14 protein-coding genes and 2 tRNA genes are annotated in these 14,970 nt (G+C 70.4%); 7 read left to right on the forward strand and 9 right to left on the reverse strand.

Features of this window, described 5'->3' with window-relative positions; genetic code table 11:
* From QSV35_RS09485 to QSV35_RS09505, 5 genes are all read right to left on the reverse strand, one after another.
* Entirely contained in the window at positions 1–807 is an 807-nt protein-coding gene (locus QSV35_RS09485) for an ABC transporter permease (RefSeq protein WP_286288498.1), read from the reverse strand.
* Positions 804–1,715: an ABC transporter ATP-binding protein gene (locus QSV35_RS09490; RefSeq protein WP_286288499.1), complete on the reverse strand. Its 912-nt coding sequence runs from the start codon at positions 1,713–1,715 to the stop codon at positions 804–806. The genes QSV35_RS09485 and QSV35_RS09490 overlap by 4 nt, the downstream gene beginning before the upstream one ends.
* 136 nt (positions 1,716–1,851) lie before the next feature.
* The gene (gene pepN / locus QSV35_RS09495) at positions 1,852–4,431 is read right to left on the reverse strand and encodes an aminopeptidase N (protein WP_286288500.1); all 2,580 of its coding nucleotides are present in this window, start codon (positions 4,429–4,431) and stop codon (positions 1,852–1,854) included.
* 108 nt (positions 4,432–4,539) lie between these two features.
* Positions 4,540–6,192, reverse strand: coding sequence for a SulP family inorganic anion transporter (locus QSV35_RS09500; protein WP_286288501.1), 1,653 nt, complete (start codon positions 6,190–6,192; stop codon positions 4,540–4,542).
* Entirely contained in the window at positions 6,189–6,551 is a 363-nt protein-coding gene (locus tag QSV35_RS09505) for an ArsR/SmtB family transcription factor (protein WP_286288502.1), read from the reverse strand. Before QSV35_RS09505 ends, QSV35_RS09500 begins: the two co-directional genes overlap by 4 nt.
* Before the next feature lie 57 nt (positions 6,552–6,608).
* Here QSV35_RS09505 and QSV35_RS09510 point away from each other — a divergent pair, with 57 nt between their 5' ends.
* The 5 genes from QSV35_RS09510 to QSV35_RS09530 are packed head-to-tail and all read left to right on the forward strand — an operon-like array spanning position 6,609 to position 11,018.
* Positions 6,609–7,151, forward strand: coding sequence for a ribose-5-phosphate isomerase (locus QSV35_RS09510; protein ID WP_286288503.1), 543 nt, complete (start codon positions 6,609–6,611; stop codon positions 7,149–7,151).
* Positions 7,151–8,167, forward strand: a complete 1,017-nt coding sequence (locus tag QSV35_RS09515) for an Fpg/Nei family DNA glycosylase (RefSeq protein WP_286288504.1) — start codon at positions 7,151–7,153, stop codon at positions 8,165–8,167. The genes QSV35_RS09510 and QSV35_RS09515 overlap by 1 nt, the downstream gene beginning before the upstream one ends.
* A 58-nt stretch (positions 8,168–8,225) precedes the next feature.
* Positions 8,226–8,867 (forward strand): FMN-binding negative transcriptional regulator, encoded by a 642-nt coding sequence (locus QSV35_RS09520; RefSeq protein ID WP_286288505.1) that lies wholly within the window; start codon positions 8,226–8,228, stop codon positions 8,865–8,867.
* A complete protein-coding gene (locus tag QSV35_RS09525; protein ID WP_419956831.1) occupies positions 8,867–10,342 on the forward strand; it encodes an amidohydrolase in 1,476 nt (491 codons plus the stop codon). Before QSV35_RS09520 ends, QSV35_RS09525 begins: the two co-directional genes overlap by 1 nt.
* A gap of 1 nt (position 10,343) precedes the next feature.
* Positions 10,344–11,018 (forward strand): GAP family protein, encoded by a 675-nt coding sequence (locus QSV35_RS09530; RefSeq protein ID WP_286288507.1) that lies wholly within the window; start codon positions 10,344–10,346, stop codon positions 11,016–11,018.
* Positions 11,019–11,041: 23 nt separating this feature from the next.
* Here QSV35_RS09530 and QSV35_RS09535 read toward each other — a convergent pair whose 3' ends face one another.
* Positions 11,042–11,527, reverse strand: a complete 486-nt coding sequence (locus tag QSV35_RS09535) for a Dps family protein (protein WP_286288508.1) — start codon at positions 11,525–11,527, stop codon at positions 11,042–11,044.
* Positions 11,528–11,637: 110 nt separating this feature from the next.
* Between QSV35_RS09535 and QSV35_RS09540 the strand changes: the two genes are divergently transcribed.
* On the forward strand, positions 11,638–12,174 hold the full coding sequence (locus QSV35_RS09540) for a gamma carbonic anhydrase family protein (protein ID WP_286288510.1): 537 nt from the start codon (positions 11,638–11,640) through the stop codon (positions 12,172–12,174).
* Positions 12,175–12,319: 145 nt separating this feature from the next.
* On the opposite strand, the gene QSV35_RS09545 is transcribed toward QSV35_RS09540, so the two are convergent.
* From QSV35_RS09545 to QSV35_RS09555, 3 genes are all read right to left on the reverse strand, one after another.
* Entirely contained in the window at positions 12,320–13,387 is a 1,068-nt protein-coding gene (locus tag QSV35_RS09545) for a ParB-like protein (protein WP_286288511.1), read from the reverse strand.
* A gap of 105 nt (positions 13,388–13,492) precedes the next feature.
* Positions 13,493–14,395, reverse strand: coding sequence for an alpha/beta fold hydrolase (locus tag QSV35_RS09550; RefSeq protein WP_286288513.1), 903 nt, complete (start codon positions 14,393–14,395; stop codon positions 13,493–13,495).
* A gap of 262 nt (positions 14,396–14,657) precedes the next feature.
* Positions 14,658–14,731 (reverse strand) — tRNA-Gly (locus QSV35_RS09555).
* A 139-nt stretch (positions 14,732–14,870) separates the two neighbouring features.
* Between QSV35_RS09555 and QSV35_RS09560 the strand changes: the two genes are divergently transcribed.
* A tRNA-Pro gene (locus QSV35_RS09560) sits at positions 14,871–14,944 on the forward strand.
* The last annotated feature ends 26 nt before the right edge of the window (positions 14,945–14,970 follow it).

Below are 14,970 nucleotides of genomic sequence, written 5' to 3' on the forward strand. Positions count from 1 at the left end.
CTACGCGTCGCGGGTGCGCAGGACGCCCCAGCCGATGAGGAGCGGGATGAGCGCCCAGCCGGCCAGTGCGAGCAGAGACGGCCCGAGGTCGTGGGCACCGGGGGCGGTCAGGGCGCTCGCGGCGTTCATGGGCAGGTACTTGCCCAGGTCGACGACCCACCGCCAGCCCTCGCCGGCCATCGAGAAGAGGCTCGTCACGATCGGCAGCACGAACAGCACGCCGACGGTGGCCGCGATCGCACCGGCGCCGTTGCGGATGATGAATCCGAAACCGAGGCCGATGAGGGTGAACGCGACCATCGACAGCACGCCGAACGCCAGCGGCACGATCGAGTCGGCCGGCGTCGACCAGTCGATGCCGTGCGTGAAGATCGGCGCCGTCGCGAGGATGGCGATCGCGTAGATGACGGCGGTCACGACCGCCATGAGCGCGGCGACGACGACGGCCTTGGACAGGACGACGGCGCCGCGACGCGGTTCGGCTGTGAGTGTCGAACGGATCATGCCCGTCGAATACTCACCCGTGATCACGATGGCTCCGAGGATGCCCGCGACGAGCATGGTGAACTGCGTCGGCATCAGGATCGCGCCCACGGCCTGGAAGCCGACGCCGAAGCCCGCGGAGGCGCCGGCGATCATCATCGAGATGGCGATCGACAGCACCGCGGCGACGGCGAGCGACCACCACGTGGAGCGGACGGTGACGATCTTGATCCACTCGCTGCGCAGCACGTGTCCGAAGCTCAGGCGGTACGGCGAGGCGGTCGTGCGCGAGCGGGTCGTGGGCTCGGTGGCGAGGGCGGTCATGAGATCTCCTTGGACTTGTACTCGACGGCGTCGCCCGTGAGCGCGAGATACGCGTCTTCGAGGGAGCCGGTTCGGGGTGTGAGCTCGTGCACCGGGATGCCGAGGGATGCGGCGAGGTCGCCGATCGCGGCCGCGGTGACGCCGCTGATGTCGGCGACTCCGGGATCGGCGGCGGTCACCGTCACGTCGGGGCCGGCGACGGCCGTCACGAGGTCGCTGAGGCGCGGCGAGCGGACGCGCACCGTGTTGCTCGTCCACGCGCGCACGAGGTCGGTGAGGTCGGCGTCGGCGAGCACCCGGCCGCGGCCGAGCACGATGACGTGGTCGGCCGTCTGGGACATCTCGCTCATCAGGTGGCTGGAGAGCAGGACCGTTCGGCCCTCGGAGGCGAGGTAGCGGACGAACTGGCGCACCCAGCGCACGCCCTCGGGGTCGAGCCCGTTGACGGGCTCGTCGAGGATCAGCGTGTGCGGATCGCCGAGCAGCGCCGCCGCGATCCCGAGGCGCTGGCCCATCCCGAGGGAGAACTTGCCTGCGCGCTTGTTCGCGACCGATCCGATCCCGGTGAGCTCGATGACCTCGTCGACGCGTGCGCGGCCGATGCCGTGTGTCGCGGCCATCGCACGCAGGTGATTGCGGGCGGTGCGGCCGGTGTGGACCGCTTTCGCGTCCAGCAGCACGCCGACCTCGGCGATGGGTGCGCGCAGCTTCGCGTATGCGGTGCCGTTGACCGTGACGGCGCCGGCCGTCGGCCGGTCGAGGCCGACGATCATCCGCATGGTGGTGGACTTGCCCGCGCCGTTGGGTCCGAGGAATCCGGTGACCTTCCCGGGCTGCACGGTGAACGAGACGTCGGAGACCGCGGTCTTGTCCCCGAACCGTTTGGTGAGCTGTTCTGCGACGATCATGTCCACCACGCTATGAGCAGCCTGTGTGCGAGCGCATCCGCCTCAAGACTGAATCCCGCGCGGTCGCGTGGTACCACGGTGCCGAAACAGAAAGGATGCCTCGGCCCGCACAGGCCGAGGCATCCTTCGACGCGACCTACTGCGCGTCGCGCTCCTGCACCGCGAGGGCGCGCTCGACGCCCGCGAGGTTCTCGCTGACGAGGCGGCGGAGGGCCGCCGGCGCGTCCGCGTTCGCCGCGAGCCACGCGCGCGTCGCGTCGCGCAGGGCGACATCGGCGAGCGCTGCCGGGTAGAGCCCGATGATGAGGTACTGGGCGATCTGGTAGGTGCGCGACTCCCAGATCGGCAGCAGCATGTCGAAGTACGGCTGGACGAACGCGGTCAGCAGCTCGCGGGATGCCGGGTTCACGAAGCCGGCGGCCGCGGAGCGCACGACCGTGTTCGGCAGGTCGTGGTGCTCGACGAGTCCCGCCCACGCGATCCCCTTGGACTCGGCGTCCGGCAGCGCGGCCTTCGCCTGCGCGGCGAATTCGCCGCCCTTGGCCGTGTTGTCGTCGACGAGCGCCGCGTCGATGTCGGCGGCTGTCACGACGCCGCCGGCGGCGAGGGAGACCAGGAGCTGCCACGACAGGTCGGTGTCGATCGAGAGACCCTCGAACGTGAGCTCGCCGTCGCGCACGCGGCGCACGCGATCCCACTGCGCGGGGGTGGAGGCGGCCGCCGCGAACGACTGCACCAGCTGCAGTTGGCTGTCGCTGCCGGCATCCGCGCGCTTCGCGAGCTCCCACAGGCCCTCCGCGACGGCGGCCCGCGCGGCCTCACGCCGCGTAGGGGCGACGTACGAGTTCGCGGTCAGGAGCAACTGACCGAGCGTCGTGCGGACGGTCGTCGACTCGGTCTCGCTGCCGAGGTTGCGCAGCACGAGGGCGATGTAGTCGCTCGCGGCCGTCTCGGCGTCGCGCGTCTGGTCCCACGCGGCGCCCCACACGAGCGAACGCGCGAGGGGGTCGGCGATCTTCGAGAGGTGGTCGATCGCGGTCTTCAGCGAACGGTTGTCGAGACGGATCTTCGCGTACGCGAGGTCGTCGTCGTTCAGGAGCACGAGGTCGGGGCGCGTGATGCCCTTCAGCTCCGGAACGTCGGTGCGGTCGCCGTCGACATCGATCTCGATGCGGTGGACGCGCACGAGGGCATCGCCCTGCAGGCTGTAGAAGCCGACAGCGAGACGGTGCGGGCGGATCGTGGGGTAGTCCGCGGGAGCGGTCTGCACGATCGCGAATCGCGTGATGCGACCGTCGACGCCCTCATCGATGACAGGCGACAGCGTGTTGACGCCGGCCGTCTCGAGCCACTTGCGCGACCACGTCGACAGATCGCGGCCGCTCGTGGCCTCGAGCTCGACGAGGAGGTCACGCAGCTCCGTGTTGCCCCACTGGTGCTTGCGGAAGTACGCGCCGACGCCCGCGAAGAACGCGTCGATCCCGACCCACGCGGCGAGCTGCTTGAGAACCGAGCCGCCCTTGGCATACGTGATGCCGTCGAAGTTGACCTGCACGTCCTCGAGGTCGTTGATCGTGGCGACGACCGGGTGCGTCGAGGGGAGCTGGTCCTGGCGGTACGCCCAGGTCTTCTCCATGGCGTTGAAGGTCGTCCACGCCTCGGTCCACTCCGTGGCCTCGGCGGTCGCGATCGTCGACGCCCACTCGGCGAACGACTCGTTCAGCCACAGGTCGTTCCACCACTTCATCGTGACGAGGTCGCCGAACCACATGTGGGCGAGCTCGTGCAGGATCGTGACGACGCGACGCTCCTTGACCGCATCCGTCACCTTGCTGCGGAAGACGTAGGTCTCGGTGAAGGTGACCGCGCCCGCGTTCTCCATCGCGCCCGCGTTGAACTCGGGGACGAACAGCTGGTCGTACTTGAGGAACGGGTAGGCGACGCCGAACTTCTCCTCGAAGTACGCGAATCCCTGGCGGGTCTTGTCGAAGATGTAGTCGGCGTCGAGGTGCTGCCAGAGGCTCTTGCGACCGTAGACGCCGAGCGGGATGACACGGCCCGACGCGCTCGTGAGCTCCGAGAACGTCGCCTCGTACGGGCCGGCGATGAGCGCCGTGATGTAGGAGGACATGCGCTGCGTGCGCTCGAACGCCCACGTCGCCGTGCCGTCGCCGTGGAGCTTGGGCTCGGGCGTGGGGGAGTTGGAGACGACCTTCCACTGCTCGGGGGCCGTCACGGTGAAGCGGAAGCCGGCCTTGAGGTCGGGCTGCTCGAAGACGGTGAACATCCGACGCGAGTCGGGCACCTCGAACTGGGAGTAGAGGTAGACCTCGCCGTCGACCGGGTCGACGAAGCGGTGCAGGCCCTCACCGGTGTTGGTGTAGAGGCAGTCGGCGTCGACGACGAGCACGTTGTCAGCGGCGAGCCCGGTCAGCGCGATGCGCGAGTCGACGAAGACGGAGGCCGGATCCAGCGCGACGCCGTTGAGGGTCACCGAGCGCACCTCACGGGCGATCAGGTCGATGAACGTGTCGGCGCCGGGGACGGCGGCGAAGCGGACGGTGGTGTGCGAGCCGAACACGTCGGCACCCCGGGTGAGGTCGAGCACGACGTCGTACTCGATGCCGGCTCCCGATTCGATCCCTGCGGGCGTCGACGGGTCGATGACCGCCCGTCGCTCCTGCGCTTCGATGCGGGTGAGGTTCTCTCCAGGCACTGGTTTTGCTCCCGTTGCGTGTGGGGGAATCGCCGCGGACAGGCGCGGATGGCGCCGGCGACAACCGTTCAACCCTACGCCAGAGACCATTCGAACGGCTGAAAGGGTCTAGGCCGCGGCGGTGCGCCGCACGTGCGACCGTGCGTGCTCGACCGCCGCGTCGAGGTCGTCGAACAGGTGGTTGTGGTGGCGCAGCGAGTCGAGCACGCCCACGGTGCGGAAGAGCTCCTCGTGTCCGGGCGGCACGCCCTTGATGAGCACGGTCACCCCCCGCCGCTCGAGGGACGTCACGATATCGGTGAGGACGCGCGCACCGGTGGCGTCCACGAGTTCGAGCTGCGACATCCGCAGGATGACGACGGTCACGCCGGACAGATTCGTGACTGCGGCGTAGACGCGGTCTGCCGCGGCGAAGAAGAGGGGACCGTCGATCCGGATGACGGCGATGTGGTCGTCCCCGGGCTCCGCCGGCTCGGGCAGCGGCTCGCGGTGGACGCCCGTCGCCCGCGCCAGGCCCCGGATCGCGAAGACGCCGGCGACGGCCACGCCGATGACGACCGCGACGATGAGGTCGACGGAGACGGTGACGACCGCGGTGGCGACGAAGGCGACCGCATCCGCCTTCGTCGATCCCAGGATCGACCGCACGGTGCCGCGGTGCACCATCCGGGTGGCGGTCACCATCAGGACCCCCGCGAGCGCGGCGAGCGGGATGCGGCCGACCGGCCCCGAGGCGACGAGCACGATGAGCAGCAGCACGACCGCGTGCGTGATGGAGGCGAGTCGCGACCGGCCGCCGGACCGGATGTTGACCGCGGTGCGCGCGATCGCGCCGGTCGCCGGCATTCCGCCGAACAGTCCCGAGCCGATGGAGGCGAGCCCCTGCCCCACGAGTTCGCGATCGGGATCGTAGGGTCCTGTGTCGGCCAGGGACGCGGCCACGCGCGCGGACAGCAGCGACTCGATCGCGGCGAGGGCCGCGACGGTGAACGCCGGCAGGGCGAGGGAGGCGAGGATGCCGGCATCCACCTGGGGGAGCGCGGGCGCGGGCAGCGACGCCGGGAGCACCCCGATCGTCGTGAGCGGCGCGCCCAGGAGCGACGCCGCGATCGTGACGATCACGATGCCGATGAGCGAGCCCGGTAGGGAACGATGGATGCGGGGAGCCGCCAGCATCACGATCGCGACCACCGCGACCGCACCGAGCGACCACGGGACGTACGCCCAGTCGGCGTGCTGGATCGACTGGAACGCCGCGACGACCGCGTTCGAGCTCAGCTCGCCGGGCGCGGCGCGGTGCGGAGAGGTCACGAGCGGCACCTGCTGCAGGAAGATGATGATCGCGATGCCCAGGGTGAACCCCTCGATGACCGGCCACGGGATGAACGAGACCACCCGGCCGAGCCGCAGCACGCCGGCGGCCAGCACGATGACGCCGGCCAGCACGCTGACGGTCGCTACGGCGGAGACGCCGTGCGCCGCGACGATCGGCACGAGGATCACGACCATGGCGCCTGTCGGCCCCGACACCTGGACGTTCGATCCGCCGGCGACGGCCGCGATCACGCCGGCGACGATCGCGGTGACGAGCCCCGCCTCCGCGCTGACGCCGGAGCTGACGCCGAACCCGAGGGCCAGCGGCAGCGCCACGATGCCCACCGTGACCCCGGCGAGGAGGTCGCCGCGCCACGTGCGGCGCAGCATCCGGTAGTCCGCGGCGCTCGGCACGAGGCCGCGCACCGCTGTCCAGACCGAACTCATGAGACGGGGATGGCGGGAAGCGCCAGCGCGTCGTCGAGGCGGGCGCCGTCGGACTCCAGGATGCCGAGCAGCAGTGCCCGTGCGACCGCGAGGAGCTCTGCGACCCGCGGGTCGGCGAGTCGGTAGTAGACGTGGCTCGCCCGGCGCTCGGACTCGACCAGCCGGTGCCGTCGGAGGACCGAGAGATGCTGCGAGAGGTGGGACGCCTCCAGGCCGGTCTCCTCCTGCAGTTCGGCGACGCTCACTTCCGGCGAGGCTGAGAGCAGTTCGAGGATGCGGATGCGGAAGGGATGCGCGAGCCCCTTGAACAGGCCCGCCTTGACCTCGTAGAGCGGTCGCTGACGCTGACTGAATGGCATGATGAAATCATCATATCGCGCATCGGCTGAAGCCGTCCCGCTCTCTAGGATTGACGCATGCGCATCCACATCGCGACCGACCACGCGGGCCTCGAGTTCTCCACGCAGCTGCAGCGCCATCTGGCCGACCAGGGGCACGAGGTGGTCGACCACGGCCCGATCGAGTACGACGCGCTCGACGACTACCCGGCGTTCTGCATCCGCGCCGCCCAGGCGGTCGTGCGCGACCAGGCTGCGGGCATCGGGACGCTCGGGGTCGTCTTCGGCGGGTCCGGCAACGGCGAGCAGATCTCGGCCAACAAGGTGCGAGGCATCCGCGCCGCCCTGGTGTGGAACACCTCGACGGCGGAGCTCGCCCGCCAGCACAACGACGCGAACGTCATCGCGATCGGCGCACGCCAGCACACGCTGGAAGAGGCGTTCGAGCTCGTCGACACGTTCATCGCGACGCCGTTCTCCGACGAGGAGCGTCACATCCGGCGCATCGGCCAGATCGCCGCGTTCGAGGCCGACGGGTCGCTCGAGCCCGACCCGCGCGGCGCTGTCGCGCCGAACGTCATCGCGGACGACGCCAGCGCGTTCGATCCCGAGGAAGGCTGATGCCGGAGGGACACTCCGTCCATCGGATCGCGCGGCAGTTCGAGCGCAACTTCGTCGGACGCCGCGTGTCGGCGTCCAGCCCGCAAGGGCGGTTCGCCGAGGGCGCGGCCGTTCTGAACGGACACGAGGCGGCATCGGTCCGTGCGGTCGGCAAGCAGATGTTCCTCGAGTTCGAGGGCGACGTGTGGCTCCGTGTGCACCTCGGCATGTACGGGGCGTGGGACTTCGCGGGGGAGATCCTCGTCGACCCGACGATCGCGTCGGCCAACGGCCGCATGGGTCAGACGAACCAGCGCGGCACGGTTCTAGAAGACACGGCGCGCGCGGGCATCCCGATCATGGATGCCGCGGGGGAGAACTCGCTGACCTCTATCGGCGCGCCCCGGCGCGCCCGCGTGCACGTGCGCATGTCCGAGCAGACGAAGGGCCTCGCCGACGAGGGCGACGAGTGGCCGCCGCCCGTCGTCGGACAGGTGCGCCTGCGCCTCATGACGGACATCACGTGCGCCGACCTGCGCGGTCCGACGGCCTGCGAGCTGCAGACGCCCGACGAGGTCGCGCAGACGATCGGGAAGCTCGGCCCGGACCCGCTCGTCGACGACCCGGCCGAAGGGGAGGAGCGGTTCACCCGCGCCGTGCTCCGCAAGCCCACGCCGATCGGGCTGCTCCTCATGGATCAGAACGTCGTGAGCGGCATCGGCAACGTCTACCGGGCGGAGCTCCTGTTCCGTGCCGGCCTCGACCCGCACACGCCCGGCCGCGATGTGCCCGAGGAGACGGTGCGGGCGATCTGGCGCGACTGGTCCCGGCTGCTGCGGATCGGCGTCGAGACCGGCCAGATGATGACGATGGACGACCTGTCGGACGACGACTGGCGCAAGGCGATGGCCAGCCGCGATGACCGGCACTGGGTGTACCACCGCGCGGGGCTGCCCTGCCGCGTGTGCGGCACCGCGATCCTGTTGGAGGAGATGGGGGCGCGCAAGCTCTACTGGTGCCCCGTCGACCAGACCTGACGACGAACCGCGGAGCCGCGACCGCGGTGGGACGCGGTGATCTCGTTAGCATGAGTCCATGCGCCAGAATCCCAGTTTCGCGATGACGGATGTCGCGGAGCTCCGCCGGATCATCGAGCACAATCCGTGGGCGACCCTCGTCAGTGCGACGCCCGACGGGCTCGTCGCCTCCCACTACGCGGTGCTCCTGGACGACTCGCGCGACGACCTGACGATCGTCGCTCATATGGGACGCCCCGACGACCTCATCCACGGCCTCGGCGAACGCGAGCTGATGGTGATCTTCCAGGGCCCGCACGGGTACATCTCTCCGGGCTGGTACGGCGATGTGCCGAGCGTGCCGACCTGGAACTTCATCTCGGTGCAGCTGTCCGGCATCCCGGAGATCCTCTCGACCGAGGAGAACCTCGCGGTCCTCGACAAGCTCGTCGCGCACTTCGAGTCCGCGCTGGAGCAGCCGCGGCTCATGTGGGAGCGCCCGAACGACGCCGCGTTCGTCGAGCGCATGGAGAAGGGCACGATCGGGTTCCGCCTGACCCCGACGAAGGTCGTCGCCAAGCGCAAGCTCAGCCAGAACAAGACTGCCGACATGGTGGAGACAGTCATCGCGGAGCTCGACGGGGACGGACCCTACGCCAACGCGGCGCTCGCGGCCGAGATGCGCCGCGCCCACGACGCCATGGGGGCGGCCCGCGCGTGATGACGACGATCACCGGCGCCTTCCTGCGCGGCCCCGGCGCCGAGATGCTGCCGACGAGCGGGCCTTTCGACGTATTCCTCGAGAGCGGCGAGATCGCCGACATCGCGCCCGCCGGGGTGCTGCGCCCGCGGGGTGAGATCCTCGACGCGGCGGGACGCTTCCTCATCCCCGGGCTCTGGGACCACCACGTGCACACGACGCAATGGGCGCTCACCGCCCAGCGCGCGGACCTCGGCGGCGCGGAGAGCGCGGCGCATGCCGCGCGTCTCGTGGCGGCTTCCGACCTCGTGCCGGACGGGCGGCGCGTCGGCGCAGGCTACCGCGACGCGCTCTGGGCGGAGACGCCGACGCTCGCGCTCCTCGACGAACTGACCGGCGAGACTCCGACCTACCTCCTCAACGCCGACGCGCACAGCATGTGGCTGAACTCCGCCGCGCAGCGCCGGGAGGGCATCTCGACCGAGGCCGACGGCATCCTGCGCGAAGAGCCCGCGTTCGAGGTCTCCAAGCGGCTGAACGCGGTCGATCCCGACGTCGGCGATCGTCTTGTCACCCGCATGGCGAAGGAGGCCGCCTCCCGCGGTGTCGTCGGCATCGTCGACCTCGACATGGCCTGGAACGAAGAGTCGTGGATGCGGCGGCTCGCCGCCGGGTTCGACACGCTGCGCGTCGAGTTCGGCGTCTATCCCGACCTCCTCCCGCGTGCGCTCGCCGAGGGGCTGCGCACCGGCGACCCCGTGCGCGGTGCCGACTCCGACCTCGTGACGGTGGGCCCGCTGAAGGTCATCACGGACGGCTCGCTCGGCACGCGGACGGCGGCAGTGACCCATCCCTACGACGGGCACGACCACGGCCTCCTCACCGTTCGGCCGGCTGAGCTCCGTGAGCTGATGGCGGCGGCGACGGCCGGAGGCCTGCGCTGCGCGATCCATGCGATCGGCGACGAGGCGAACTCGCGCGCCCTCGACGCGTTCGCGGCGACCGGGGCGTGGGGGAGCATCGAGCACGCGCAGCTCGTCGCCCATGCCGACATCCCGCGATTCGCCCGGCTCGGCGTGGCCGCGAGCGTCCAGCCCGAGCACGCGCTCGACGACCGCGACATGGCGGACGCGCTGTGGGCCGGGCAGACCTCGATCGCCTATCCGATGCGCTCGCTGGTCGATGCCGGAGCGACGCTGCTGCTCGGCTCCGACGCTCCGGTGTCACCCCTCGACCCGTGGGCGGCGATCGCCGCTGCGGTGTTCCGCGCGCGTGACGGCCGGGAGCCGTGGCGTCCCGAGGAGACCGTGGATGCCATGACCGCCCTCGGGGCGTCCACCCGCGCCGGCTCCGCGAGCCCCGACGCCCTGACGCCCGGGGCGCCCGCCGACATCGCGATGTGCGATATCGACCCGATGACGGCGGACGACCCCGCCCTGCGCGCCATGCGCGTCTCGGCCACTCTGCTCGCCGGCCGCCTGACGTACGGAGGCTGACATGCTCGCGGTCATCGGGTACACCCTGCCGCTCGCGCTCATCGTGTGGTTCAGCCCGACGCGCGTCATGGCGGCGACGCTCCTGCTGTTCTCCGGCCGCGCACGCCCCGTCGCGGGCGGCTACGCCGTGGGCTGGGTTCTGGGGATCTCGCTGTGCGTCGTCGCCTTCACGATCGGCGCGGCGCTCGCGACCGCCGCCACGTCGCACAGCACGACGGGCTCCACGCCCCTCCTCTATCTCGTCGTCGGTCTCACGATGATCGCGATGGCGGGCGTCGCCTGGCGTTCGCGCCCCCGGCCGGGCGTGAAGCGGCCGACGCCGCGGTGGATGCTCATGATCGACCGGCTGACACCGATGTCGGCACTCGGCCTCGGCTTCGCGTTCTCGATCGTGAGTCCCACGCATCTGCTCGCGATCGCCGCGGCGGGGGCTGCGATCGCCGGCGCCGGTCTGTCGGTGGGCGATCAGATCGCCATCGGACTCGTGTTCATCGTGATCTGCACGAGCTCGGTGACAGTCCCTGTCGGCGCCGCGATCCTTGCGCCGCAGCGCACCGAAGTGCCGCTACGTCGTCTCCACGACTGGCTCGAGAAGCACGGCCCGACCACCGTTGTCGTGGTCTTCCTCGTGATCGGCGTGGACTTCCTCGGGAAGGCGATCGCCGCACTCAGCTGACCGGTCCGAGCGCGGCGATGCGCTCACTCCGCCAGGTGGGCGAAGAGGAACCAGCGGTCCTTCTCGAGGCCTTCCTTGATGCCGATGGCGACGTCCTGGCTCGTGAGGTCGATCTCGTCGAGGCCGTCGATCGCGGCCTGGAGGTCGGCGAGGACTCCGTCGATGTCGGTGATCATCGCGCGCACGAGAACGTCCCACTGCGCGAAGCCTGCGGCCACCGTGCTCGGCTTCGCCTTCGCGGCGACCGTGGAGACGCGCGCGTCGACCGGCAGACCCAGGGCGACGATGCGCTCGGCGGCCTCGTCGGCCCAGCCCTGTGCGCGCGTCACGATGCCGTCGAAGAGCTCGTGGATGGCGAGGAAGTTCACGCCGCGGACGTTCCAGTGCGCCTGCTTGCCGTTCACGGCGAGCGCCTGCATCCCGAGCACGACGGGCGTGAGGAACTGTGCGGCGCCTGCGGCGACGGTCGGGTCGACGGCGGATGCGGGGGTGGTCTGCGTCTCAGTCATCTGTGTTCCGTTTCTTCCTGGAGTGCTCCCTTCAACGCTACCCAGCGGGGTGTATTCCGCAAGGAAGCGAAGGCTCGGCTCACCAGCGCCCCACGTGAGAGAGTCGGTGCATGACCATCGCAGAAGGTGCCTCCGTCCTCTCCGTCTCGGGGAAGACCCCCGTCCTCCACGAGTCCGCCTTCCTCGCCGCCGGCGCGCGCGTCATCGGCGACGTGCGGCTCGCGGAGGGATCGAGCGTCTGGTACAACGCGGTGCTGCGCGCAGACGGGGACTCCATCACGGTGGGCGCCGGCAGCAACCTGCAGGACAGCGTGTCGGTGCACGTCGACCACGGCAAGCCTGTGGTCATCGGCGAGAACGTCTCCGTGGGTCACAACGCGGTCGTGCACGGCTGCACGATCGAGGACGGTTCGCTGATCGGGATGGGCGCGGTCGTCCTCAACGGCGCGGTGATCGGCGCCGGGTCGCTCGTCGCCGGGGGAGCGGTCGTGCTCGAAGGCAGCGTCATCCCGCCGGGCTCCCTCGTCGCGGGGGTGCCGGCCAAGGTGCGCCGCGAACTCAGCGACGAGGAGAAGGCCGCGCTCGTCCGCAACGCGACGACGTACCGCGCGCACCTCGCCGAGCACGAGGGCGCGACACCCGTCTGACCCGAAGCGCAGAGGGGCCGGCATCCATCGAGCGGATGTCGGCCCTCTGTGTTCGCGCCGTTCGCCGAGACACCCCTTGCCGTCCTGAACGCCCGGCGGCGCCGGGCGCGCGGGACGCGAGAGCGCGTCTCGGCATCCCGCTGCGTCAGCGCGTCCCGGCGAGCGTGCCCGACGTGATGCCGTGCAGCGCCTTGAAGGCGAGCGCGTAGGCGAGCTTGCCCGGCTTGGCGTCGGTGTATGGCTTCGACAGCTTGCCGAACTCGCCCTTGGCGGCGGCGGCACCGTTGTTCCACGCGGGCAGGACGTCGAGCTGCGCTGCCGTGAACCCGCCGGAGATGACCGTCGAGGGCGCGAGGGACGTCTGCACCAGCGAGAGGGTCTTCACCGCGGCGAGGTAGCTCGCGAGATCGTCGCGGTCCCATCCGGTGAGGTCGACCGCTCCCGAGGTGCGCACCCAGTCGCCCCAGTAGAACTCCTGGAACGGCACGCTGTCCGCGCTGTAGCCGATGTCGCGTGCGAAGTAGAGGAGGCTCCGATACGTGTCGTCCTGGAAATTCGCGAGGCCGACGCTCGAGGGCAGCTGCTTCGGCGAGATCGGCTCGCCGTGGGCATCCTTCAGCCACGTCCAGCCGTTCGCCTGCATCGCGGCCCAGAACTGGGGCTGGCCGAGACCCGACAGATTGCCGAGCACGCGCAGGCGCACATGCAGGTTCGGGCCGCCGTCGGCGAGCTCGTAGAACGAGGTGAGGGTGTGGTGGCCGTCGCTCAGATAGAGCTTGCCGCCCGGGCCGATCACGACCGTCTTCATCGGCTCGATGCTCGCCTCGGTCTCCTGGCCGACCGGGATCGTGCACGTGAAACTCGCCGGGTCGTCGAGGCGGGCATAGGGCGCGACCGTCGCGGCTTGGCCCTGTCCGTTCGCCTCGCACCAGTCGTCGAACTTCTTGTTGACCGCGTCCTTGCCGAGCGTGTACCGGCCGAGCTTGTAGTAGACCTCGTCGTAGCCGAGCGAGGGCTGCGTGGGGTGCACGTCGCCGATGCGCACGTCCACGAGGTCGCCGACCTGCGCGCACATGTAGTTCGGGCGCGCCGCATCGCTCGGCGACGGGCACTTCGGCGCCGCCTGGGCGGGCGCCGCCACGAGGGCGCCGGCGCCGATGAGCGCCGTCGCAAGCGCCGCCTGCAGGATGCGGCGGATCGTTCGAGTCGTCACGGGAGTCCTTCCGGGATTCGGGATGCCTGTCCCTATGAATCTCGTATGGACCCGTGTCTCCCGGGTGCCGAAGCGGTGGCGCGGAGGTGAACGGCGGGGAACGCGTCAGGCCTGGGCCGGCGGGTGGTGCTTCCCGCGGTGGACCTCGTAGATGCGGACGTGGCCAGGCCACTCCGGATCGTTCTCGATCGGCTTGTCGTCCATGAACGCGCGGATGATGTGCGCGAGCTGGTCCGGGTGGCTGAAGTTGATCGCGTGCGCGGCGCCCTCGAGCAGCACGACGAGGACGTGGCTGTCGGTCTGGCTCGCGATCTCATCGACGCGGTGCGCGTGCGGAAGCAGCGGATCGCGCTGGCCGAGGACGACGAGGGTCGGGATGCGGAGCTCCAGCAGCCGCTGCAGGGACGGATACTGCGTCAGCGAGCGGAACATGCGCGCCGTGCTGGGCACCCCGAACCGCACGTAGTCCGGCACCGCGACACGGGCCATGCGCGTGGGCTCTCGGGGCGCGTCCTTGGACAGCTGGCCGATGGCCCGGCGCAGCGGCTGGTTGTGCACCCCGCCCGCAGGCGACACCAGGACGGCGCGTTCGATCCGCTCCGGATAGGCGTGCGCGCATTCGATGATGACCGGGCATCCCATCGAGTTGCCCACGAGCGTCGCCTTCTCGACGCCGCGATCGTCGAAGAAGTCGATCGTGGCCCGCGCCAGATCCGGGATGTCGAGCATGTCCTTGCGCTTGCCGCTGCGCCCGAATCCCGGGAGGTCCGGGACGTAGGTGTGGAACTCGTCGGCGAGCTTCTCGGCCGTCGGCAGCAGATAGCGACCGGACAGGCCGAAGCCGTGCACGTGCGCCATGACGCGGGCGCCCTCCGGCGGGACCGGCGACTCGCGGTAGAAGACGTTCACACCGTCGATGTGCGTCCACTTCTCGGCGAGGCTGGACGCGGGCTTGCGCGGCAGCTTGGGCGGCTCTCCAGGCTGAGCGGCGGCTTTCGGGCGGCTCATGACGACTCCCCTCGACGGCATGGATGCGTCAGCCCAGTCTGCCGTGGGATGCCTCGCGTTCGACAGAGGGGCGCGCCGCAGAATGCGCCGGATGTCGGAGTGTGGAGGGGCGGACGGGAATCGGCCACTCCGCCACTCCACGCATCGCTTCGCGCTGCGCGGAGCCTCCGGCGGAGCGGGACCCCCCGCGCGCGCGATCGACTCCGGCGGCCGCAACGCGAATGTCCGCCCGGGGCGACCTTCGGCCGGCCCGGGCGGACATTGGAGGGGCGGACGGGAATCGAACCCGCGTAATCAGTTTGGAAGACTGAGGCTCTACCATTGAGCTACCGCCCCGCTGGCGCGCAAGCGCACCGTCGACGAGTCTACTGGATGCTGAAGGATGCCCCTGACACCGTCAGGGTCAGGAACTGCGCATCCGTGTCGGCTAGACTTGCCGGGGCCGATTCGGCGTACGCGCGCGTGCGCACCCGCCCGGGGCGTAGCTCAGCTTGGTAGAGCGCCCGCTTTGGGAGCGGGAGGCCGCAGGTTCAAATCCTGTCGCCCCGACACGAAGGCCCCACACGACCCAGACT

It is taken from the genome of Microbacterium candidum, from assembly GCF_030315975.1.
Taxonomy (GTDB): domain Bacteria; phylum Actinomycetota; class Actinomycetes; order Actinomycetales; family Microbacteriaceae; genus Microbacterium; species Microbacterium candidum.

What these genes read in the sequence shown, in the direction of transcription:
- QSV35_RS09485 (WP_286288498.1), bottom strand. Translation starts at nt 807, where the DNA reads ATGACCGCCCTCGCCACCGAGCCCACGACCCGCTCGCGCACGACCGCC.
- QSV35_RS09490 (WP_286288499.1), bottom strand. Translation starts at nt 1,715, where the DNA reads ATGATCGTCGCAGAACAGCTCACCAAACGGTTCGGGGACAAGACCGCG.
- QSV35_RS09500 (WP_286288501.1), bottom strand. Translation starts at nt 6,192, where the DNA reads ATGAGTTCGGTCTGGACAGCGGTGCGCGGCCTCGTGCCGAGCGCCGCG.
- QSV35_RS09505 (WP_286288502.1), bottom strand. Translation starts at nt 6,551, where the DNA reads ATGCCATTCAGTCAGCGTCAGCGACCGCTCTACGAGGTCAAGGCGGGC.
- QSV35_RS09510 (WP_286288503.1), top strand. Translation starts at nt 6,609, where the DNA reads ATGCGCATCCACATCGCGACCGACCACGCGGGCCTCGAGTTCTCCACG.
- QSV35_RS09515 (WP_286288504.1), top strand. Translation starts at nt 7,151, where the DNA reads ATGCCGGAGGGACACTCCGTCCATCGGATCGCGCGGCAGTTCGAGCGC.
- QSV35_RS09520 (WP_286288505.1), top strand. Translation starts at nt 8,226, where the DNA reads ATGCGCCAGAATCCCAGTTTCGCGATGACGGATGTCGCGGAGCTCCGC.
- QSV35_RS09525 (WP_419956831.1), top strand. Translation starts at nt 8,867, where the DNA reads ATGACGACGATCACCGGCGCCTTCCTGCGCGGCCCCGGCGCCGAGATG.
- QSV35_RS09530 (WP_286288507.1), top strand. Translation starts at nt 10,344, where the DNA reads ATGCTCGCGGTCATCGGGTACACCCTGCCGCTCGCGCTCATCGTGTGG.
- QSV35_RS09535 (WP_286288508.1), bottom strand. Translation starts at nt 11,527, where the DNA reads ATGACTGAGACGCAGACCACCCCCGCATCCGCCGTCGACCCGACCGTC.
- QSV35_RS09540 (WP_286288510.1), top strand. Translation starts at nt 11,638, where the DNA reads ATGACCATCGCAGAAGGTGCCTCCGTCCTCTCCGTCTCGGGGAAGACC.
- QSV35_RS09550 (WP_286288513.1), bottom strand. Translation starts at nt 14,395, where the DNA reads ATGAGCCGCCCGAAAGCCGCCGCTCAGCCTGGAGAGCCGCCCAAGCTG.